Source organism: Levilactobacillus namurensis (assembly GCF_032197885.1).
Taxonomy (GTDB): Bacteria; Bacillota; Bacilli; order Lactobacillales; family Lactobacillaceae; genus Levilactobacillus; species Levilactobacillus namurensis_A.
This window is the reverse complement of the sequence record NZ_CP134161.1, coordinates 1-19,934: the sequence shown is the minus strand read 5'-3', so window position 1 is coordinate 19,934 and position 19,934 is coordinate 1. Positions and strand designations below refer to the sequence as shown.

General features: G+C 40.3%; 20 protein-coding genes and 6 pseudogenes. 14 read left to right on the top strand and 12 right to left on the bottom strand.

Going from position 1 to position 19,934, the window contains the following annotated elements; all coding sequences use genetic code 11:
- Positions 1-38: 38 nt before the first annotated feature.
- From RIN67_RS13085 to RIN67_RS13055, 7 genes and pseudogenes are all read left to right on the top strand, one after another.
- Entirely contained in the window at positions 39-521 is a 483-nt protein-coding gene (locus RIN67_RS13085) for a helix-turn-helix domain-containing protein (protein WP_024748243.1), read from the top strand.
- Positions 494-1,387 carry an IS3 family transposase gene (locus RIN67_RS13080; protein ID WP_313826258.1) on the top strand — a complete coding sequence of 298 codons (894 nt, stop codon included), beginning with the start codon at positions 494-496 and terminating at the stop codon, positions 1,385-1,387. Before RIN67_RS13085 ends, RIN67_RS13080 begins: the two co-directional genes overlap by 28 nt.
- A 116-nt stretch (positions 1,388-1,503) precedes the next feature.
- Positions 1,504-1,686, top strand: a pseudogene (locus RIN67_RS13075) (replication initiator protein A); the annotation flags it as partial.
- Positions 1,687-1,740: 54 nt separating this feature from the next.
- Positions 1,741-2,528, top strand: a protein-coding gene (locus RIN67_RS13070; RefSeq protein WP_313826252.1) for an IS5 family transposase whose coding sequence is annotated in 2 segments (ribosomal slippage) — positions 1,741-1,999 and positions 1,999-2,528 — 789 coding nt in all. Because the reading frame shifts where the segments join, the coding sequence is not laid out codon by codon here.
- 4 nt (positions 2,529-2,532) lie between these two features.
- A pseudogene (locus RIN67_RS13065) lies at positions 2,533-2,703 on the top strand (plasmid replication initiator protein A); the annotation flags it as partial.
- 259 nt (positions 2,704-2,962) lie between these two features.
- Positions 2,963-3,244: a type II toxin-antitoxin system RelB/DinJ family antitoxin gene (locus RIN67_RS13060; RefSeq protein ID WP_014564139.1), complete on the top strand. Its 282-nt coding sequence runs from the start codon at positions 2,963-2,965 to the stop codon at positions 3,242-3,244.
- Complete coding sequence (locus RIN67_RS13055; RefSeq protein WP_056986438.1) at positions 3,234-3,740, top strand: hypothetical protein; 507 nt, start codon at positions 3,234-3,236, stop codon at positions 3,738-3,740. Before RIN67_RS13060 ends, RIN67_RS13055 begins: the two co-directional genes overlap by 11 nt.
- Here the strand turns inward: RIN67_RS13055 and RIN67_RS13050 are convergent.
- Both RIN67_RS13050 and RIN67_RS13045 read right to left on the bottom strand, forming a co-directional pair.
- Complete coding sequence (locus tag RIN67_RS13050; protein ID WP_168850673.1) at positions 3,730-4,008, bottom strand: hypothetical protein; 279 nt, start codon at positions 4,006-4,008, stop codon at positions 3,730-3,732. The genes RIN67_RS13055 and RIN67_RS13050 overlap by 11 nt on opposite strands.
- A 19-nt stretch (positions 4,009-4,027) precedes the next feature.
- The gene (locus RIN67_RS13045; protein WP_234898427.1) at positions 4,028-4,237 is read right to left on the bottom strand and encodes a hypothetical protein; all 210 of its coding nucleotides are present in this window, start codon (positions 4,235-4,237) and stop codon (positions 4,028-4,030) included.
- 269 nt (positions 4,238-4,506) lie between these two features.
- Between RIN67_RS13045 and mobQ the strand changes: the two genes are divergently transcribed.
- Both mobQ and RIN67_RS13035 read left to right on the top strand, forming a co-directional pair.
- Positions 4,507-6,567 (top strand): MobQ family relaxase, encoded by a 2,061-nt coding sequence (gene mobQ / locus RIN67_RS13040; RefSeq protein ID WP_313826251.1) that lies wholly within the window; start codon positions 4,507-4,509, stop codon positions 6,565-6,567.
- Positions 6,568-6,651: 84 nt separating this feature from the next.
- Positions 6,652-6,870, top strand: a complete 219-nt coding sequence (locus RIN67_RS13035) for a hypothetical protein (protein WP_233449256.1) — start codon at positions 6,652-6,654, stop codon at positions 6,868-6,870.
- Here the strand turns inward: RIN67_RS13035 and RIN67_RS13030 are convergent.
- The 3 genes from RIN67_RS13030 to RIN67_RS13020 all read right to left on the bottom strand — a co-directional run bounded on the left by RIN67_RS13030 (position 6,854) and on the right by RIN67_RS13020 (position 8,814).
- Positions 6,854-7,777 carry an IS30 family transposase gene (locus RIN67_RS13030; protein WP_182151142.1) on the bottom strand — a complete coding sequence of 308 codons (924 nt, stop codon included), beginning with the start codon at positions 7,775-7,777 and terminating at the stop codon, positions 6,854-6,856. The genes RIN67_RS13035 and RIN67_RS13030 overlap by 17 nt on opposite strands.
- Before the next feature lie 88 nt (positions 7,778-7,865).
- Positions 7,866-8,510 (bottom strand): IS3 family transposase, encoded by a 645-nt coding sequence (locus tag RIN67_RS13025; RefSeq protein ID WP_265000497.1) that lies wholly within the window; start codon positions 8,508-8,510, stop codon positions 7,866-7,868.
- A 52-nt stretch (positions 8,511-8,562) separates the two neighbouring features.
- The gene (locus RIN67_RS13020) at positions 8,563-8,814 is read right to left on the bottom strand and encodes an IS3 family transposase (protein ID WP_002816285.1); all 252 of its coding nucleotides are present in this window, start codon (positions 8,812-8,814) and stop codon (positions 8,563-8,565) included.
- 124 nt (positions 8,815-8,938) lie between these two features.
- On the opposite strand from RIN67_RS13020, the gene RIN67_RS13015 reads away from it, so the two are divergent.
- The 3 genes from RIN67_RS13015 to RIN67_RS13005 are packed head-to-tail and all read left to right on the top strand — an operon-like array spanning position 8,939 to position 11,896.
- Complete coding sequence (locus RIN67_RS13015) at positions 8,939-10,132, top strand: quaternary amine ABC transporter ATP-binding protein (protein WP_168850559.1); 1,194 nt, start codon at positions 8,939-8,941, stop codon at positions 10,130-10,132.
- Entirely contained in the window at positions 10,132-10,971 is an 840-nt protein-coding gene (locus tag RIN67_RS13010; protein WP_020923853.1) for an ABC transporter permease, read from the top strand. The genes RIN67_RS13015 and RIN67_RS13010 overlap by 1 nt, the downstream gene beginning before the upstream one ends.
- A 7-nt stretch (positions 10,972-10,978) precedes the next feature.
- Positions 10,979-11,896, top strand: a complete 918-nt coding sequence (locus RIN67_RS13005) for a glycine betaine ABC transporter substrate-binding protein (protein ID WP_034546226.1) — start codon at positions 10,979-10,981, stop codon at positions 11,894-11,896.
- Positions 11,897-12,140: 244 nt separating this feature from the next.
- On the opposite strand, the gene RIN67_RS13000 is transcribed toward RIN67_RS13005, so the two are convergent.
- The 4 genes and pseudogenes from RIN67_RS13000 to RIN67_RS12985 form a co-directional block, all read right to left on the bottom strand.
- Complete coding sequence (locus tag RIN67_RS13000; RefSeq protein ID WP_265000428.1) at positions 12,141-13,106, bottom strand: IS30 family transposase; 966 nt, start codon at positions 13,104-13,106, stop codon at positions 12,141-12,143.
- Between the two features lie 243 nt (positions 13,107-13,349).
- Positions 13,350-13,934 carry a recombinase family protein gene (locus tag RIN67_RS12995; protein ID WP_313826256.1) on the bottom strand — a complete coding sequence of 195 codons (585 nt, stop codon included), beginning with the start codon at positions 13,932-13,934 and terminating at the stop codon, positions 13,350-13,352.
- Between the two features lie 291 nt (positions 13,935-14,225).
- Positions 14,226-14,678, bottom strand: a pseudogene (locus RIN67_RS12990) (AAA family ATPase); the annotation flags it as partial.
- 15 nt (positions 14,679-14,693) lie between these two features.
- A pseudogene (locus RIN67_RS12985) lies at positions 14,694-15,618 on the bottom strand (IS30-like element ISLsa1 family transposase).
- Positions 15,619-15,713: 95 nt separating this feature from the next.
- Between RIN67_RS12985 and RIN67_RS12980 the strand changes: the two are divergent.
- Both RIN67_RS12980 and RIN67_RS12975 read left to right on the top strand, forming a co-directional pair.
- Positions 15,714-15,815, top strand: a pseudogene (locus RIN67_RS12980) (restriction endonuclease subunit S); the annotation flags it as partial.
- Positions 15,816-15,997: 182 nt separating this feature from the next.
- Positions 15,998-16,087, top strand: coding sequence for a putative holin-like toxin (locus tag RIN67_RS12975; RefSeq protein WP_107696660.1), 90 nt, complete (start codon positions 15,998-16,000; stop codon positions 16,085-16,087).
- A 336-nt stretch (positions 16,088-16,423) separates the two neighbouring features.
- Here RIN67_RS12975 and RIN67_RS12970 read toward each other — a convergent pair whose 3' ends face one another.
- From RIN67_RS12970 to RIN67_RS12960, 3 genes and pseudogenes are all read right to left on the bottom strand, one after another.
- On the bottom strand, positions 16,424-17,992 hold the full coding sequence (locus RIN67_RS12970; protein WP_313826255.1) for a ClC family H(+)/Cl(-) exchange transporter: 1,569 nt from the start codon (positions 17,990-17,992) through the stop codon (positions 16,424-16,426).
- Positions 17,993-18,393: 401 nt separating this feature from the next.
- Positions 18,394-19,065: a beta-phosphoglucomutase gene (gene pgmB, locus RIN67_RS12965; protein ID WP_056939261.1), complete on the bottom strand. Its 672-nt coding sequence runs from the start codon at positions 19,063-19,065 to the stop codon at positions 18,394-18,396.
- 2 nt (positions 19,066-19,067) lie between these two features.
- Positions 19,068-19,808 (bottom strand): annotated as a pseudogene (locus tag RIN67_RS12960) (aldose epimerase family protein); the annotation flags it as partial.
- Positions 19,809-19,934: the final 126 nt, after the last annotated feature.

Genomic DNA, 19,934 nt, shown 5'->3' with positions numbered 1-19,934 from the left:
CCTGAGTTGGAGTAAATCCAAACTCAGGGGGTTTTACTATGTTCTCAGCAAAAATAAAGCAACAAGTATTAAGCGAGTATCTTCAGGGAACTTCGTCCCGATTACTCATGAGAAAGTATGGTATTAAAGGTAGTGCGACTATCCATCAATGGCTCACTCACTTTAAACTTTTTGGAATTCAAGGATTGGAGAACCATTCAAGGAAGACATTTTACGACTATTCCTTTAAAATCAAGGTTATCAAGTGGCGACAAGAACATCGTGCCTCATATCCAGTAACCGCAGCTCATTTCAAATTAAAACATCCGGTAATGATTTGGGATTGGGAACGAAAGCTGATTGAGGGACGTCTTAAGCCATTCAAAGGACGGTCTTTAAAAATGACAGATAAAGCTAAGCAATCTAAAACCTTGAAGCAACTTCAGGAAGAAAATGAACTCCTGCGGATACGGGTAGCCTACTTGGAAAAACTCGAAGCCTTGGCACAGAAAAAATCTCAAACCAAGAGAAAGCCCAGCTAATTACTGAGCTAAGGCGCAAATTCAATGTTAAATTAGTTGCGGTTTTGAAGGCAGTAAGAATGTCGAGTAGCAGTTATCATGATGCTCGTCATCGGAAATATCAAACGAACTCATCAACGTTAGTTGATGAGATTAGAAGTATTCGTTTAAATAATCCAGACTATGGATATCGAACAGTCACTCTGGCTCTTAAAAATAAAGGAATCCAGGCAAATCATAAAGCCGTACTTCGTATCATGCGTGAAAATAACCTACTATGTCAGGCGTTTAATCGGCGCACCAAGAAATACAATTCTTATAAAGGAACCGTTGGTAAAATTGCCCATAATCGTTTACAACGTCGTTTCAAGACGGATCGACCATTTCAAAAGGTCGTTACCGATGTGACTGAGGTTCGTTGGGGTGAGCAAACTATCAACGAACGTGCGTACTTTACGGCTTATATTGACCTCTACAACGGAGAAATTATTGAATGGGCCATTGATCGTAAACCGACGGTCGACTTCGTAACATGCCCACTTAAGCGACTACTAGCAAAACGGCCAGATTTACCATATCGAATGACAATTCACTCAGACCAAGGCTTTCAATATCAAAACTTTCGATACGTGAACATTCTTCAACAAGCCCATGTTTTCCAAAGCATGAGCCGTAAGGCCACATGCCTAGATAACGCAGTAGCAGAAAGTATTTTTCACATTCTTAAAGTTGGCACGGTTCATAATCACCAATATAGGAGTTACAAAGAGCTAGAATCCAGCATTACTAACTACGTTGACTATTACAATCATCGTCGGATAAAAGCAAAACTGGCTGGTATGTCCCCGGTAAAATACCGGGAACATACCAGCCAGTTAGTGGCGTAGAAATTCACTCCAACTTATGGGGTTCACTTCAGAGGCCTTTTTTCTAGGTTACATATTTTGAGGATGAATGTTTTTATCTTCGTAGCTTTTACTTGGGTGCTGTAACATGATGAATACTGCTTAGTTTTTGGTGCCGTACCCCGCAACAGATACGTCGCTTCGTTGGTATTATCTTAAATGCTAAGTACCGAGTTGAGAAGGATCATAAAGATATTGGCGTCATAATCCCACTGGACGACGAAGAACTTAAATTTTTAATGACTAAAGCCTTGAGACGTTACTTTAACGCCCTAAGAAGCTGTCCAAGATCTATGATTTTTGATATACTTCTATGTAAAAAGCGAGTTTAAGCTATGAAAAATTATCCCAGCAATATTACTCGGCAACAATTTGAATTAATTCGACCAGCTTTAGAAAATTTTCGTAAGCGAACTAAGCCTCGAAAATATGACCTCTACGAGGTCTTCTGTGCGGTCCTATATGTCTTGAAAACCGGTTGCCAATGGCGTCAAGTCCCCGGTGATTTCCCAGAATGGCGGTCAGTTTACAACTATTACAAAATTTGGTCAACTAAAGCTGAGCCTACGGCTGATTCTTTATTGGAACAAGTTTTAAAAAAATTGTCATTGCTCGGCGAACTTACCAAGGACGTTCAGCTTTAACTTCCTTTATTATTTTTGACGCTCTGAGCGTCAAAAACACCGCTACTGCTGAAAACAAAGGTTACGACGCTGGTAAGAAAATCTCGGGGATTAAGCGCCATCTGGCAGTTGATATCAATGGCTTTCCGCAGGCCATTCACATGACGCGAGCGAACGTCTCTGATCGAGACGGGGCCAGTGCAATGATCGCTTTACATGCCATGCATTTACGCCAGGTTCAAAATGTCTTAGTTGATGGTGGTTATTCAGGCGTTAATTTTCAGCTCGATGTAGCCAGTAATTTAAACGCAACCGTGCAGGTTGCGAAGCGCAATGAGTTGCATCGATTCGAAGTTATGCCCCAACGTTGGGTAGTCGAACGATCTTTTAGTTGGCTAGAGAATTGTCGGCGACTTTGGAAAAATTGTGAGCGTCAATTAACCACCAGTCTGCAAATGGTCGTTTTAGCGTTTTTAGCACTATTACTTAAGAGATTTTAGACAGCTTCTAAGAAGCAATGAGAAGCACATCAAGAACGTGGAAAACTACCTGTACGGCACCATGCAAAACCTATTTGGCGTTTGGTGGAATAAACAAGCGGCTAGAGAATATGTGGCCAAACACCCCGAAGAAGAAAAGTCGGCCGACAACGATAACAGTGGTTTGTACTACTAGTCCTAAAAGGCTACAAAATCCTTTATAAGCGATTTTAAGACTTACTAACCTCTTTATACTTAAGTTAGATTTAAATGGCTTAAACAGAATAATAGGGGCTTTTAAATGAGCGCCAGAGCTAACCAGGCTAACCAGCTCAAAAGTTCAGCCTTTAGATCAACGCCAAGCTCAAGTGATTTGAAGCCAGGGCTTTATCTATTGATAAGGTACTCAAAAGGTAGTATAATGGTAGTAGTAAAAGAAAGGAGATGAGACAATCATGGCAGTTAAGGAAAAGAAACGGGTCCAAGTCAAGATTGATAAAGATTTGGCCGATGATACCGAAGCAATTTTAAGCGAATTGGGCTTAAATCCAACCACGGCCATTAACATGTTTTACAAGCGGATTGTTGCTAATGGTGCTTTACCTTTTAATGCGTCTTTAAGCGAAGAAGAAAGAGCTAATTTACGCTTTTTAAAGGCGACCGAAGGGACACCAGTCACCGAGTTCAAAGACGCTAAAGAGGTCGCTGATTGGCTCAACGATCCAGATGAGGACTAATGACTTAGTCAGCCTATACGTTAGTTTTGTAGAAACTAACGGTGGCAAGTCTCGGCCAGTTTTAATTCGTCGGGTATCAGAACAGACGGTCGAGGCTTTTAAAATTACTAGTCAGTATGAAAAGAAGTCGGCTTATATCAAGCAACAATATTATCCGATTCAAGATTGGCAATCCGCTGGGTTGAAGAAACCTTCCTGGGTCGATCTTGGTAATATTTATCGCTTTCCCAAAGCCGGTTTAAACTTTAAAGAAATCGGTCATTTAAGTAAGTTAGATCAAAATAAAATTTCAGATTTTACGCTTGCCCTAAAATCAAAAAGAAGAGGTAAAGATCAAAAGATAATTCAACAGCGATCAAGTAAAAGGAAGCACAAAGAAAGTAAAGCAGAGCTTACACAAAGAATTCAAAAACAGTTAAAAGACTTTGCTAAAAACAATCCAGAAATTAAGCCAAAAAATAATTCTGAAAATAAAAACGATCGGCCTAGTTATTAGGTTGATCGTTTTTTAATTTATCCGGTTTATGGGTGTTAACATAGTCAGCAAATGTTTTTAAAAGTTCTTCGGTTTGTTCGACCGAGAGGTTATTAGCTTGAAAGTACTTTTCTAATAAAGCCCCTTTTTGAATTAATCGGCGAGAACGGGCTTTGCGAGCTTGCCGATTTTCATAGTATTCAGATTGTCGTAATTTAAAATCTTCCCGATCAATTTTTTGTTTTAAACGCGCTTGTTGCTCAACTAATTTTTCATATTGATTAGGCATAGTCATTACCACCTAACTATTATTGGTTATTTTGAGCTTGATTTAAAAAGGCGGCAACTTTTTTAGCAATCATTTTAATCTGTGGAGTGGTCAGTGTTGCATAATCTAAATTGGCTTGACTGATGATTTGTTTACCTAGCCGTTGTTCAATCTTATTTTTTTCGTCCTTAATTTTTTGATTAAGGGCTTTTAATTTAGCTTCTTGTTTTTCTAAGTTACTTTGAGACATAACGATCCCTCCAATCATATTAGAAATAATCACCGAAACTATATCATATAGGAAACGTTAAGTCAAAGTATAAAATTTGAAATAGCGAAGCGGAAGGCATACACTAAATTAAAGTTAAGAGAATCAGAAGACCGAGTAAAACGAGGTCAATGCGCACTTATACGTCATCTTTGATGACGTTGTGCTAAACCCATTAAAACCTGTATTAGAAGTCGCCGATGGCGACAACAAAATAAAACCCATAAACCCAAAGAAAGGTGGTGACCGACATGGCAATTTTTCACATGAGTTTTAGTAATATTAGTGCTGGTAAAGGACGAAGTGCGATTGCCAGTGCCGCTTATCGAAGTGGTGAAAAGCTATTTGATGATAAGGAAGGTCGCCACTATTTTTATGCCCGCTCGGTTATGCCAGAAAGCTTTATTTTGACGCCAAAAAATGCACAAGAATGGGCCAGTGATCGAGAGCAGTTGTGGAATGAAGTTGAAAAGAAAGATCGTAAATCAAACTCACGGTATGCAAAAGAGTTTAACGTGGCTTTACCGGTAGAATTAAGTGAATCCGAACAGAAAGAATTACTGACAAAATATGTGCAAGAAAATTTTGTTGATGAGGGCATGGTAGCCGACGTGGCAATTCATCGCGACCACCCAGATAATCCGCACGCTCATGTGATGTTAACCAATCGCCCATTTAACCCCGATGGTACTTGGGGACAGAAAACAAAAACCGAATACATTTTAGATAGTAATGGTAATAAAACTAAGACTCCTGCAGGGAATGTAAGAAACCGAAAAATTTGGTTGGTTGATTGGGATAAAAAAGAAAAAATCAATCAATGGCGGCACAATTGGGCGGTTAGTGTAAATCAAGTTTTAGAGCAAAAAAATATTCCCGATCGGATCAGCGAAAAATCCTTTGAAAATCAAGGAATAGATGAAGTTCCAACTCAACATGAGGGAATCAATAGTAAGCGGCATGAAAGAAAAGAATTTAACCAACAAGTTAAGGACTATCGCAAGGCCAAAGCCAGTTATAAAAATAACCAAGAAAAAGTAATCAATAGAGGTCATTTAGATAGCCTAAGTAAACACTTCTCGTTTAATGAAAAACGGGTAGTTAAAGAGTTAAGCCATGAACTGAAAACTTATATTAGTTTGGAAAGTTTAGATGATAAGCGGCGCATGCTATTTAATTGGAAAAACAGTACCTTAATTAAGCACGCGGTTGGTGAAGATGTCACTAAGAAATTATTGACGATTAACCAACAAGAAAGTTCACTAAAAAAAGCAGATGAACTCTTAAATAAAGTAGTTGATCGCACGACTAAAAAACTTTATCCAGAGCTTGATTTTGAACAGGCCACGCAAGCTGAAAGACGAGAATTAATTAAGGAAACCGATAGCGAACAAACAGTTTTCAAGGGTAGTGAATTAAACGAACGTTTAATGAACATTCGTGATGATTTGTCGGCCCAACAATTATTGACCTTTACCAAACGGCCATACGTTGGCTGGAAGTTATTAATACAACAAGAAAAGGAAGTCAAAATCGAGCTTAAATATACGCTGATGATTCATGATGATAACTTAGAAAGTCTAGAACACGTCGATCAAGGGTTACTAGAGAAATATTCACCAACCGAACAGCAAAAGATTACTCGCGCAGTCAAAGATCTACGGGCAATCATGGCCGTTAAGCAAGTCATTAAAACGCAATACCATGAAGTATTGAAAAGGGCCTTTCCCAAAGGTGATTTAGATGGATTGCCATTGATTAAACAGGAACAAGCCTATACAGCCGTGATGTACTATGATCCTGTTTTAAAGCCATGTCAGGCCGAAACGATTGAACAGTGGCAAGCAAATCCACCACAGGTGTTCAGTCCCCAAGAACATCAACAAGGACTAGCTTATTTATCGGGACAGCTTAGCTTAGATCAGTTAGAGAATCATCACTTACAACGGGTTTTAAAGCATGACGGCACTAAACAACTCTTTTTGGGTGAATGTAAAGTCGATCCAACGATTAAGAACAGTCAGATTGAGAAAATCCAAAAACAGTTAAAAGGGCAACAAGCCAAGGACGACCAGTACAGAAAAGCAAATATCGGACATTATCAACCACTGAACTACAAGCCAGTTAGTCCAGACTATTACTTAAAGACGGCCTTTAGTAACGCAATCATGACCGCCCTATATGCCCGTGATGAAGATTACCAACGGCAAAAACAGGCGCAAGGTTTAAAGGAGACTGAGTGGGAAATGACCAAAAAACAACGGCAACATCAAACCCGGAACCGGCATGAAGATGGTGGTATGCACTTGTAATGTAAATGTAAAAATAAATGTACACAAGTGTGTTCAAATGGTGCTATAATTTAGTTAATTATTTAAGAAAGGAGTTACCTGCATGTGGCAAGACAACACGAATGGATTAGTTTATCTCAGGCCGGTATCAAGCTAGGGCATGATCGATCATATGTAAGCTTATGGTTAAGGCGGCACCCAAATAGTATGCCCGAAGAATATTTAATGGAAACCGGCACAGTCAAATTAATTTCATTGGAAGGCATTGAATGGATAAGGCAGATTGCAAGAAATAACTTGAACGAATTTAGTGACGTAGATTAAGCAAGAAGATCTCGATTGGTGTATGCCAATTAAGACATTTAAGTGGCCGTGAATTCAGATACCAATTGATTTGAACCAGTTGGTAATCACTTAGTTCTTCAATGGCTTGTCCCTTGGGAATAAACCGTCGCAAAACTCGGTTACGGTTCTCATTACTACCGCGTTCATGTGGTGAATAAGCATGGGCAAAATAAACCTGAGTACCTGTTAGCTGTTCAATTGTCTGGTAGTTAGCGAACTCTTTACCATGATCCACAGTAAGCGTCTTGAGCTTGTCTTGAAGTTGACTAGCTAGTTCAAGTACGGCTTGAGTCATGGACTGACTGTCGCGACCATGGAGCCGTTTAACAATTGTCAGGCGACTTTTACGCTCCACAAAAGTAGCCACAGCTTGACCTTTACGTTTACCAGAAAGTACGGTATCAGCTTCAAAGTGGCCGAATTCCTGGCGAGTTTCGACTTTATGAGGCCGCTCCTCAATGGAGCGGCCGTGATTGAACGTACCACGCTTTTCTTTAGCACGATGACGACGAATTCCATGATCAGGCAAATCGGGCAACTGTATATCAAGCCATCCTTGATCAATCCAGTTATAGACTGTCTTGTAGGCAATCCCCACCACATGGGCAACTTGTTCAGGGGACCACTTCTGGACTTGAATCTTTTCCTCGATCAAGTGTTTAAGGTTTTTAGTGAGCGAAGACTTCCGCCCCCGTTGACTAACCTTTCGTTCAAAGTCAGTTTGCGCTAGCCCAGCCTGGTACTCACTATTTAGCCGGTGAAGTTCGTTAAAGATGGTGGTCTTACTAAAGTCTAAGTAGTTAGCGATGTATCGCAAGGAACGTCCTTCCTTATGAAGCGTTTCAATGACAACACGGTTCTGGAATGATAAAATAGTGGTGCTCATCAAGGTCCTTCTTTCTAATGGATTGTGTGGTAACACCATTAAAGACCTTGATGGGTTTTTCTGTCTACTTAAATGTTCAACTTAAATTTTACAATCTGCCATTATCATACGGACAACCCTTACGGCTGTATGAGTGGCGGATATGTAGCTCAGTTAAACGTTGATTGTAATCATCGCTGGTATACTGTGATCCTAAATCCGTATGGATAATCAGGTCCCCAGTAATGGTTCGATTTTTAACCGCGCTTTCAAGGGCCTTTAAGACTAAATCAGTAGCCATCTTTTTTGAGAACGAATAGCCGATAATCCGTCGTGAGTGCAGGTCCATGATGGTTGATAAGTAACACCAGCCATTACGCTTCGTTTGAATATAGGTCATATCAGCGGTCCATTTTTGATTTAAACCAGTGGTCGAGAAATCCTGCTTAAGCAAGTTGGGACGCTGTTCAACCTTGGTTTTGGAAGCCGAAGCCGCTTTCCATTTATTGACGGTAACGGAGTGGATATCCAGTTCCTTCATGAGTCGGGAAATCCGTCTTGGGCTGCACCGACGCTGCAGTGGTTGAAGTTCCAGATTCAATTCATGGTGGATCTTCATAACGCCGTATCGCTGCTTAAATTCCGCAAAGATCCGCAGAACCCGTTGTTTTAAGTCCGCATCTTCGGCCCGGCGTTTTGAAGTGGGGATCGATAACGATAATACTGAGCTCTGGAAACACCGAGGATTCGGCACATCTTAGTTACCTGGTGATGGCTTTCTTGGTGAATGTGATCAAAAATATTGGTTACTTCTGCGCAAGGAAGCCCAGGGCTTTTTTTAGGATTTCGTTCTCCTCAGACAGCGAAGCCAGTCGCTTTTCCATCGCTTTGATTTCGTCTGGCGATTTACCGGATTGAGTCTTGGCCTGGCCCTGGATCCACTTATGAACTGTTGAATAGCCAATGCCATATTCTCTGGCCAGTTGGGCAGCTGATTCGCCTTGCTTATATAGGTTGATAATGTTTTGTTTGAATTCTTTGTCGTAACGAGTTGGCATGTAAAAATTCCTTCCTTTTGAGAGACGATTTATTCATTATACCCTCTCTTAAAAGTTGTCTCAGGAATCAGCTTACATCCATGAATAATAATCTGGGTAACATGCTAATACATGGAGGTGTATGTTGGTGGAAAAAGTTAAAGTTAAAAATGTAACTAAGATTTTTGGAAAGCAAATATCTCTAGCAAAAAAATTGTTGCGTGAGGGAAAGTCTAAAGCAGAGATCCTTTCGCAGACAGGTTGTACTGTTGGAGTTAATCAAGCTAGTTTTGCTGTTAATGAAGGTGAACTGTTTGTAATCATGGGGCTGTCTGGAAGTGGAAAGTCTACGATTATCCGAATGATCAACCGCTTGATAAATTCGACTGATGGGGATATTGAAATCGATGAACAAGGTGTGATGGGCCTCAGTAAGGAAGAATTACGTCACTTGCGCCAAGATAAGATCGGCATGGTTTTTCAAAATTTTGCCTTGTTTCCGCATAAGTCCGTATTACAAAATGCGGCTTATGGATTGGAGCTTAAAAAGTTTCCGTTAGATGTACGAAACAGGAAAGCTCATGAAGCATTGACACTAGTCGGCTTGACCGGGTATGACGACCAATATCCAGATCAGTTATCAGGCGGGATGCAGCAGCGGGTTGGTCTCGCGCGCGCTTTGGCCAATGATGCCGAGATTCTGTTGATGGACGAGGCATTTTCGGCCTTGGATCCGTTATATCGGAAAGAAATGCAGGATTTGTTATTGCAAATTCAAGAAAAAATGCATAAAACGATCATTTTTATTGGCCATGACCTGAACGAAGCTTTGAAATTAGGGGATAGGATTATGATCATGCGTGATGGGCATATCGAACAAATTGATAATCCGGAAGATATTTTGACTCACCCGGCTAATGATTACGTAGAACGCTTCATCGAAGGGGTCGACCGGACAAAGGTCCTGACGGCAAGTAGTGTAATGACGCAGGCCCAGGTGGTTAATATTGGAAAGGCTGGACCACGGGTGGCTTTGCGGAGAATGCGAGCCAACGATATCTCTTCAATATACGTGGTTGATAATGACAACAAATTCGTGGGTTTTGCCGATGCGCATGATGTTTCGAATCTGATTAAGAAGGGCAGTGAAGACCTGAAGTCAGTTCTTAGGACAGACGTGCCTAAGACAAGTGTGGATATGCCAATCAATGCATTGATTAACGATATTTCGAAGGCAGCAATTCCTTATGTCGTGTTGGATGATGACGATCATCTACTAGGCATCATTCTACGGAGTTCTGTTTTGGCGGCTATCGCTGGGGAAGAGGTGAGTGCTTAATGAATATTGGAAAAATACCTTTAGCGGATTGGATCAACTCAGGTGTTGACTGGCTGAGTCAATTTACCGGATTTTTTAATAGTGTGACGATCTTTTTCCAGGTAATCATTGACGGTATTCAATGGGCTTTTGACTTCTTGCCGCAATGGGTCTTTATCTTGGTGGTCTTAGCACTCACGTACTGGGTTAAACGAGGACAAAAGAAAATTAGTTTCATGGTGTTTGAAGTTTTGGGGCTGTTATTGATCTGGAACTTAGGATACTGGCGTGATATGACCCAGACCTTGACGTTAGTTTTGTCGTCTAGTTTGATTGCAATCGTTGTTGGGATTCCACTTGGAATTTGGATGGCAAAAAGTTCAAGAGCTGAGATCGTAATCAAACCAATTCTTGACTTCATGCAGACCTTGCCAGCGTTTGTTTATCTAATACCGGCCGTTTCATTTTTTGGTATCGGGATGGTACCGGGGGTGTTGGCTTCAGTGATTTTTGCGACGCCACCGACAGTGCGAATGACAAACTTGGGAATCCGGCAGGTGCCAAGTGACTTGATCGAGGTAGCGGATTCCTTTGGCTCGACCAGCTGGCAAAAGCTAATCAAATTACAGTTACCACTAGCAAAAACAACAATAATGTCCGGAATTAATCAAACGATGATGCTTGGACTTTCAATGGTCGTGATTGCATCAATGATTGGCGCCCTTGGTTTAGGAACTCAGGTTTACTTTGCTGTGGGGCGTAATGATGCCGGGGCAGGATTTGCCGCAGGAATTGCTGTGGTTATTGTAGCTATTATTTTGGATCGAATCACACAATCGTTCAACAAAACATCCAAATAAAGGGGGAATGATTAGTTTGAAGAAAAGAATTCTCCGTTATTTGCAAATGGCCACAGTGATTATATGTTTGACAGCCATAGTTAGTGCTTGTGCTAAACCAGCTGAATACGACTCACATAAAAAGTTAGGACCGCAAATCAATTATACGATTACAGGGATCGAAGCTGGTGCGGGTGAAATGGCTAATACACAAACATTGTTGTCAAAATATAAGTTGAAACAGGCTAACTGGCAGATCATGCCAAGTTCTACAGCTGCGATGATTAGCACGTTATCCAAGGCAGTTAAAAATAAACAGCCTATCGTTGTTACTGGCTGGCAGCCACACTGGATGGTTGCTAAATATTCGTTGAAATTTTTAAAAGATCCAAAACATGTTTATGGTAATGGTGAATCAATGCGCACCATTACACGTAAAGGGTTGGAAAAAGATAATCCAGGTGCTACTAAGTTACTAAAGAATTTCCATTGGACAATTTCAATGTCAAATCCAGTAATGCTGAACATAAACGGTGGCATGAATAAGCAAAAAGCTGTCAATCAGTTTATTAAAAACCATCCTAAACAAGTCAAAGCATGGACAGCGGGGGTGCCAAACGGTCATGGCAAAAAAATTAAATTAGTTTATACACCATATGACTATGAAATTGCGGCAACCACTTTAGTAACGACTTTGTTGAAGCAAAAAGGATATAAAGCTACAATGCAACAGTTAGACGTGGGAGTTATGTGGAATTCGATAGCTAATGGTAGTTCTGACGCTTCCGTGACTGCTGAGTTACCAGTTACCCAAGGCTTGTATGCCAAGAAGTACAAAGGTAAGTATGTTCAATTGCGCAAAAATTTGAAGGGTGCTCAAACAGGGTTGGCAGTTCCCAAATATATGAAGAATATTAATACTGTTGATGATCTAAAAAACAAATGATATTGACTGTAAAATTTCTGGCATTGGACCACACCAATGCCAGTTTTTTGTTATTTGTCATGTGAAGTTGATGGAATCCTTATGAAGTATCTGGAGCTTAATTGGTCTAGGTACTTTTTTATACCGTCACAGTTTGGCGTGCTGGGTGAAGCCATTGGCGTTGAATCTTAATACGGTTGACAAAGTTCTCCCAATTACGGAAGCCAAAAGCAGTGTTTTTAATCTCCCGAATTGTCAAATTAAGTTAGAAATTTTTTAACTGTTCATCTGTAATCTGACTGATGAATGCTTCCAGAGGTGTCTGGTAACCCAAACTTTTTCGTGGGATGTGGTTTCGTCGACTGGCAACTGTTTGAAAAAATCCATCTGATAGCTGGTCCATAATAAGATTGTGACGTAAACCATCTTTACGCAGCAGACCATTGGTGTTCTCATTTAAACCACGTTGATTGGGTGCTCCGACAGCGGCAAAGTAAATATTTAAATCAAATTGGTTAGCAATGGTTCGCCAACCGGCGAACTCCTTACCATTGTCAAACGTAATTGACTTAAATAGGTGTCGTGGCAGCTTCGAAAGCCATCCTGCTAAACTACGATTGACATCGTGTGCCGACTTGGTATGCGAATTCAGCACAATTGCGACCTTAGTTTGTCGTTCAACCAGCGTGGTTACCGCACCCTGATGGTTTTTACCTTGAACCGTGTCACCTTCTAAATGGCCGAATTCTTGATTAAAATTAGGATAGTCCTGATAACGATTCTTTAAATCCCTGCCCAATTGACCCGCTTTCCCACGGCGTTCAATGTAACCATTAGGGTGCCGTTTGCCGTGCATCGGTAAATCTTTGGTCGACAACCCCAAAACACCGCGTTTGAAAAGGCGGTAAAGGGTTCGAACCCCACAGCTGAAAGCCCGTTCTTGGCGATTAATAATGGTAGCTGGTTGCCAACCAGCTTGAGTTTTGGCTTGAATATAGGCCAGTTCATCAGGGCGTAGTTGAATTGGTTTACGCCCACAATGTTGTTTATGCTTTCGATAGTGGCATTGGTAATCAATAATCGTACCGCCAGCGTCAAGAAACCGATAAATACGATACACAGTTTCAGCACTCCGATGGAGCGCTGGGGCCACTAGATAAGCCTCTTTACCGAGTTTCCAAAAAGAATAAATTGTGGCAAGTTCGTCTATAGTAAGATGAGTATAGGTCATTTGTGATCAGCCTTTCTTTTGATTTTGACACTCAAAAGTCTATCACAAATGGCTTTTTAAATTTCTAACTTAATTTTACAAACCGGGTAATTAAAAAACCTCAATTTTTAAGGTAATCATTTTTGATTTTAATTTGAAGTAACAATATTCGAAGAGTTGTCATTTTTCTTGGTCATTTCTCGGATTTTAGTGGAGTTAGAAGTTTCAAGTGGTCCGCTCTGCTATGATTCTCTCATGTAAACATCATCTTTGTATATTGAATTTCTTTCGATATCTGATAAAGGTCGTCCGTTTAATCCCTGTATTACGGGCAACATCTACATCACTCATACCCGTTTGATAAAGCTTAAAAGCGTGTTGCAAACGGGGATCATCTTTGGCATATTGGGGTTTGCGGCCATGATATTTACCTTGCTGTTTGGCAAGCGCAATGCCTTGTTGCTGTCGATCAATGATCCGCTTACGTTCACTTTCAGCTTGGTACTTGTAGAGTTCAATAATCAAATTGGTCATCAGTTGCCGTAAGTTGGGATCCGCAATCCCGGTCATGGACGGTAAATTCAACACATCTAGGGTGGCCCCCTTATTTTGAATGGAGTTCATGATCTTAGTCAAATCCTGGTTGTTTCTGCCTAAGCGATCTAATTCAGTGACCAGGACAATATCACCCTCACGAATATAGGCCAGCATTTTTTGCAGTTCTGGCCGATTAGTGTTAGCCCCACTTAATTTATCCGTAAATAATTTATCAACGCCTTTTAAAGCCGCTAATTGTCGATCTAAATGTTGCTCCTTGGAACTCACACGCGCATAATCGATTTTAGCCATTTCCAATTCTCCTTTTGGACAGTTCTAATGAACACTTGTAATTCCTAGTATAGCACAGAAATAAAAAAGACCACTAGGGTATACCCTAGTGGCCAGATGCAGTTTACAGAGAATGGTCTGAAAAACAGTTAGACCAGTAAAACCCCTGAGTTTGGATTTACTCCAACTCAGAGGTTTGCTTTACTTATTAATCTAATAAATCTTTTCGTTTGGTGCTCAATCACTACTTATTTGATGCACACCAGGTAACTGGGTCAAGGTAAAATTAATTTTTCAGTTCATACTAAACCTCTATATAGATGAAGAAAATTCAGATGTGTATTTATTCTCACGTTCTTTAAACGCTTCTTTTCCACCTTCAAGAATTTCTATAACATGTTCTCTAATGCCTTTCGACTCCAATAATCTTTCAGAGTTTGGATTTAAAAATGTGTTTTCGAGGGGGCCGTTAATATAACTAAATTGAACATTGTTTTTATTTGGTGTTTTTGATGAATTTGGATTGGCTACAATAACGTTTTCTGCATCTGAACCAACAACGACGTTTGGATTATGTGTTACTAAAATAATCTGACGTTCTTTCTTTTTTGATTTTAAGTATCTCGTCAAATCTTGATATATTGATCGATTGTCTAAGCTATCTTCAGGCTGGTCAATAATGACCGGCTTTTTATCCTGGCTAAATTCCAAAATCAAAGTCAAAATAACGAATGCTTTTTTCCCTTGAGACATTTGAGAAAAATCAGGCAAATTACAAGTTTAATCCGAACAAGCCCGGAATCTTTCAATGGCAGTCTGTTGATGATGTATTTTTAATGGTCGTTGATTAATTAGTTCAAGTGCTGCTAGGATCTCATCAGTCGTTACTTGGCTAAAATTGGTCTTTTTCGGGAAGAACTAGCGTAACCGTCTATTAAAATATTCATTGGAACCTCGCTCCCATGGTGAATATGGATGGCAAAAATAAACTTTGATCTGATAATCCTGTTCTAAGGCCTGATAATTGGCAAACTCTTTACCATGATCAACAGTAATGGATTTTACTTGGGGACCGAAGGCCCCCATAAACTTGCCAAAGGCGGTGTTTAGAGCCTTAGCCGTTCTATTAGGGGCTTTGTTTGATGGCCCATAGAAGTCGGGTCTTACGTTCTACGAATGTAACCAGACATGATCGTGACTCACTTCGACTAGAAAGCACCGTATCTACTTCCCAATGACCAAAAGCTAACCGTTGATTAACAGTTGTTGGCCGTTGTTCGATGGAAGTCCCGCTTGTAAATTTCCCACGATTTTCGCTCACTCGGTGCTGGCGGACATTCCGATTGGGTAAATCAGTCAATTTGAAGGGGAGCCAGCCACGATTAAGCCAATTATAAATTGACGCAGTGCTCAAGTTATAAGCGGCCGCAATGGTTTCTGGTGACCAGGTTAATCGTAAGTGATTGGTAATTAAAGTCGCTAATGCTGCCGTCAGCATCGAACGACGACCGCAATTCCGCCTTTTGCGATCTGCATCTTGCTGAGCTAATTCTGGATCATAAGGTTTAACCCGGTTCAACTCATAGCTAATCGTAGCTTTGGCGACGCCTAAGGCGTCAGCCATTACTTGGTAAGATTTATTCCCCTCATTGACCAGTTGTGCTAGTGCGCCACGTTGAAAACGTGATAAAGTAGATGTACCCAAAGTAATCACTCCCTATATTGGTTGGAATTAGCTACTACCATTGTAAGTGATTGCTTTAGGCTTTTTAATTTCTGTTCGGATTAATTATAGAATTTGCCTTTTTCAAACAACTAGACGATACTATAGCTCTTCATCAGCGTAAGCTTGAAAAACTCCAGGAACTCAAAAAAGGGTATCTACAAAAGATGTTTTGCTGATTCTTAATTTGATCAAATTTAGGATCCCATGAAACTCCATGATCTATTTTTATTGTGCTTGGTCAATACTTAATTCACCTGTATAATAGATTACGCAAGGTTTAAGGGCGGTGGCTGTCTTTTCCCTTGTGAGGTGAGGCCCATGGGAACATGGAATAATCTTCAGGAAGGTTTTACAGTCAATGAGCGTCTTCCAGGCACTCTCGTTGATGTTGCTGTTTGGCACGTTTTTAATCGCGCTACTCAGCTATATCGACAAGCACCACAAATAAAAAAGCCGCCCTGCGTAACTTTGGTAGGTTACAGGGTAGCTTAATGCTGTCTTATTAACTTCGCCACCGCCTTTGAAGCGGCTTGCGTAGGAAGTCTTGTTAGCGCAAGGCTTCCTTTTCTGTCTACATTATAGCATGACTATGAAAAATTGGGTAGCAAGGCATTTTCGGCATATTATTTATCTTTGTATTTTTCAAAATAGGTTCAACTAATTCTGTTTCAGCGTTTTTCGTACTTCACCGTATTTGTATATAGTTTTCCAATATGTTTATGTCTGCCAACGGACCCACTTAATCTGATACCTACCATTATGATAAACCAATTTACCTATTAACTTAGTCTTGGTGCTTTTTTTCTAAGGTTGCTAATAATGCATCAATCCGTTGTTTAACTTGGGGTCGTTGGGTTGTATCAGTTAACAGTACTAACGTATCACCTTCATGAATCAAGGTGTCACCATGTGGAATCACTTCTTGTTCGCCACGCCGGATTCCAATGAGCAGTGCTTCTTTAGGCCATGGCATGTCTCGGACCATTTTGCCGTTTAAGGGACTGCCAAAGAAAACCGGTATTTCCAAATAATCAGGTCGATGAAGTTGCTGAACAGTTTTAGGCATTGTCATCTGCTTAAGCAATGCTTCATAGATTGGTGCACCGCCTAATAAATCAACAACAAGGTAGGCAGTTAACGATATGACTGCTAATGGCATTAAATGTGTTAAATTGCCAACCATTTCTGTTACCAGCAAGATAGCTGTGAAGGGAGCTTTTCCGATTCCAGCAAAGTAACCGGCCATGGAAAAAATGATTAGGTTCATGATATAGACATGCGATAATAATCCTAATTGATTCATTAAGACGCCATAAACCGCACCAATCACAGCACCTAAAGAAAGAATCGGCAAGAAAATACCGCCAGGTAATCCGGAACCATATGAAATCATTGAAAAGACGAATCGTATAATAAAAATTGCAATTAGTACAAACAAAGGTGGAACATGCTGGCCAAATCCCAAAATTAAGCCATTACCACCACCGAGTAAATTTGGCGAAAAGTAACCAACTAAAATTACCAGCAGAAATGGTACGATACCTTGTATTGGGCGTGGCAAATGTGTCAATTGATGATACCACCTAGGCATAACTAACAAGACCCGTTGATATAAGTAACCAAATAATCCCAAAACAATGCCGAGTAAAATTAAGTGCCAATAATTTGATACTGGTAAACTACGTGAATAACTTAAATGTAACACGGGAACAAGTCCGAAAACATTCAGCGAAATAAAATTTGAACCAATTGCTCCGGCTAATGCTGTTAACCAAACCAGCGGTGAAAAATTATGGTAAATCTCTTCTAAGACAAATAGAGTTCCAGCAATGGGGGCATTAAACGCTGCTGCTAATCCAGCAGCGGCGCCTGATGCAATTAGTAGTCGGCGATCAGTTCCTGATAACTTAAACTCAGAAGCGAAACCTTGACCAACTGACGCACTTAATTGAATCGCTGGTCCTTCTCGTCCGAGAAATAATCCAGGTCCCAATGCCAGAATACCACCGATAAATTTTCGCCAAAGAATTGACCACCAGTGCATTTCCAATTCACCAGCCAATTGACCTTCAACTTGCGGAATTCCAGAACCAGCGATATAAGGTTCTCTCTTGAGAAGTCGAGCCACAATTAACGCTAAACCAAGGTTGATGCCTATCAACAATGCCCATTTCCACCAAACAAACGGCGCGATTCGTAAGTATCTATATACCAATCGACTATAGTGCAGCCCTATCTCAATACAATAGCGAAATAAGCTAACAACGGTGCCACTCATTAAACCCACAAGCAGGCCGAGTAAAACAAATCGCAAATGAGTAACGTCAAATTTTTCTTTTACAAGCTGTATCAAATAACTAATCCTCCAATATAACCAATATTATATAAGTATGCTTCCAAAATATTTGGGAATCCTCAACCTTTCACGACTGCAATTGGCTCAGCAGACATCAGCAGTATTCGATTACTAAATGGTGCAAAAGGTGTTGGCATTTCTGTCTCTGAGAATCTATCAATTGTGATCATCGATTGGACATAATTAACCCAATTAGCACGTCCTATTTTAGCACCTGTGCAGTAAAAATTTACACAGATGGATGAATTAGCTATTACGGCTCTCGTTGATCACATACAACAACGCATACCGTAACTTTTACCGATATCACACTCAAGCAGGGCAATACGGTGGCAAATGTTAATTAAAACAACAAAAAAGTGTCAGTGTTTTTATGTACTGACACTCTTTTTAGTTATCTATTGCATTTTAGCTTCAATATTTGCTAATGTCACTTCTGAAGTAGACTCAAAATTCAGATCCGCTCCTGACAACACATCTGAAATACCAACTGCTAGTGATGTTTCACCTGCGCCATTGATTGAGGAAATTCCAGCAGCTGAATCTTCCAATCCAATGACATTTTCTGGATCTAAATGTAAGACTTCCGCAGCACGAACGAAGATTTCAGGATCAGGTTTTCCCTTTGTCAAAGTGGCGGGATCAACAATGTCAACAAAATACTCAGTTAATCCCAAATGATCTAGAATCATTGGTGCATTTTTAGAGGCTGAAGCTACCGACATTTTATAGCCGGCTGCCATAGCTGATTGAATGAAATCTTTCATGCCAGGTAAAACATCATCTTCCGTCAATGTTGAAATGAGTTGTTGATAATTATGATTTTTCTTTTCTGCTAATGCTTCTTTATCTGCTTGAGAAAAATCATCGGCATGATCCCCAGCATCCAAAATCATTTGCAAGGAAGCCATGCGACTGATGCCCTTCAAACCTTCAGCCAATTCTGGTGTCCAAGTTGTGCCAACCTCATCAGCTGTTTGATGCCAAGCTTCACCATGAAAGCGCGCCGTGTCAGCAATAACGCCATCTAAATCAAAGGCAAAACCTTTAATATCTGAAAATTTAGCCATTTTTATTTATCCTCGCTTTTTTTAATTTGGTAAGTTACAGTATATGTTTTTGTTTCATTTGCTGGCAAAACAATATCACCAAAGCCTTCATGATTAACCGCATCAGGCAAGGTCTGCATCTCAATAGCAAGCGCTGTTTTAATGTCACTGCTATCGTCAGGATTGGCAGTGAATACAACCACACCATTGCGATCTGAATCCACTGTCAAGGTCAAACTTTCATCGGGTGAAGTTAGTCCTACTCCCTCCCCTTGACGGCTGGAATCTAATACCCAAGCATCATCGTAATGCTCTTGTCCCAAGGCATGCAAATGCGCAAAATCAAATTTTGTATTTTGATTATCAATCACGTTACCGGTTGGAATCATGTGATTATCAACTTCAAGATGTTGACGTGATGCAATTTGTAATTTATGCTGACTGATATCTTGATCCTTACCAACTAAATTAAAGTAGACATGCGTCATTGGATTGAACAATGTATTCTCGGTTGAAACGCCACTAAATATAATGTCTAAACGATCTTCATCGTCCAATCGATAGGTCACTTGGGCAGCTAATTGTCCGGCGAATTCATCATCAAAAGTACGTGTGAAATTAATTTCCGCCGCTGTACCCAAATTTCTTGCTTCACCGTGCCAATTAACCGCATCAAAGCCATTAATGCCAGAGTGTAAAACATTGCCATGATCATTTGGCGTTAATGTAAAATGTGCCCCATTAATAGCATAATCAGTTTTTGAGGTAGCGTCAAGAATCTTGTGTAAATGAAATGCCTTCGTACATATAATATGTATCTAACTTAAATAAATGATGCTTCCAAGGTGTCCTGTAGTCCTTTGAACCCTCGGTGGATCCGCTTCAGAGAC

Excerpts from the sequence above, each read along its gene's own strand:
- RIN67_RS13085 (WP_024748243.1), top strand. The coding sequence starts at position 39 with ATGTTCTCAGCAAAAATAAAGCAACAAGTATTAAGCGAGTATCTTCAG.
- RIN67_RS13010 (WP_020923853.1), top strand. The coding sequence starts at position 10,132 with ATGAATATTGGAAAAATACCTTTAGCGGATTGGATCAACTCAGGTGTT.
- RIN67_RS12975 (WP_107696660.1), top strand. The coding sequence starts at position 15,998 with ATGAGCGTCTTCCAGGCACTCTCGTTGATGTTGCTGTTTGGCACGTTT.
- RIN67_RS13045 (WP_234898427.1), bottom strand. The coding sequence starts at position 4,237 with ATGTCTCAAAGTAACTTAGAAAAACAAGAAGCTAAATTAAAAGCCCTT.
- RIN67_RS13005 (WP_034546226.1), top strand. The coding sequence starts at position 10,979 with ATGATTAGTTTGAAGAAAAGAATTCTCCGTTATTTGCAAATGGCCACA.
- RIN67_RS13050 (WP_168850673.1), bottom strand. The coding sequence starts at position 4,008 with ATGCCTAATCAATATGAAAAATTAGTTGAGCAACAAGCGCGTTTAAAA.
- mobQ (WP_313826251.1), top strand. The coding sequence starts at position 4,507 with ATGGCAATTTTTCACATGAGTTTTAGTAATATTAGTGCTGGTAAAGGA.
- RIN67_RS13060 (WP_014564139.1), top strand. The coding sequence starts at position 2,963 with ATGGCAGTTAAGGAAAAGAAACGGGTCCAAGTCAAGATTGATAAAGAT.
- RIN67_RS13030 (WP_182151142.1), bottom strand. The coding sequence starts at position 7,777 with ATGAGCACCACTATTTTATCATTCCAGAACCGTGTTGTCATTGAAACG.
- RIN67_RS12995 (WP_313826256.1), bottom strand. The coding sequence starts at position 13,934 with ATGGCTAAAATCGATTATGCGCGTGTGAGTTCCAAGGAGCAACATTTA.
- RIN67_RS13020 (WP_002816285.1), bottom strand. The coding sequence starts at position 8,814 with ATGCCAACTCGTTACGACAAAGAATTCAAACAAAACATTATCAACCTA.
- RIN67_RS13055 (WP_056986438.1), top strand. The coding sequence starts at position 3,234 with ATGAGGACTAATGACTTAGTCAGCCTATACGTTAGTTTTGTAGAAACT.
- RIN67_RS13000 (WP_265000428.1), bottom strand. The coding sequence starts at position 13,106 with ATGACCTATACTCATCTTACTATAGACGAACTTGCCACAATTTATTCT.
- pgmB (WP_056939261.1), bottom strand. The coding sequence starts at position 19,065 with ATGGCTAAATTTTCAGATATTAAAGGTTTTGCCTTTGATTTAGATGGC.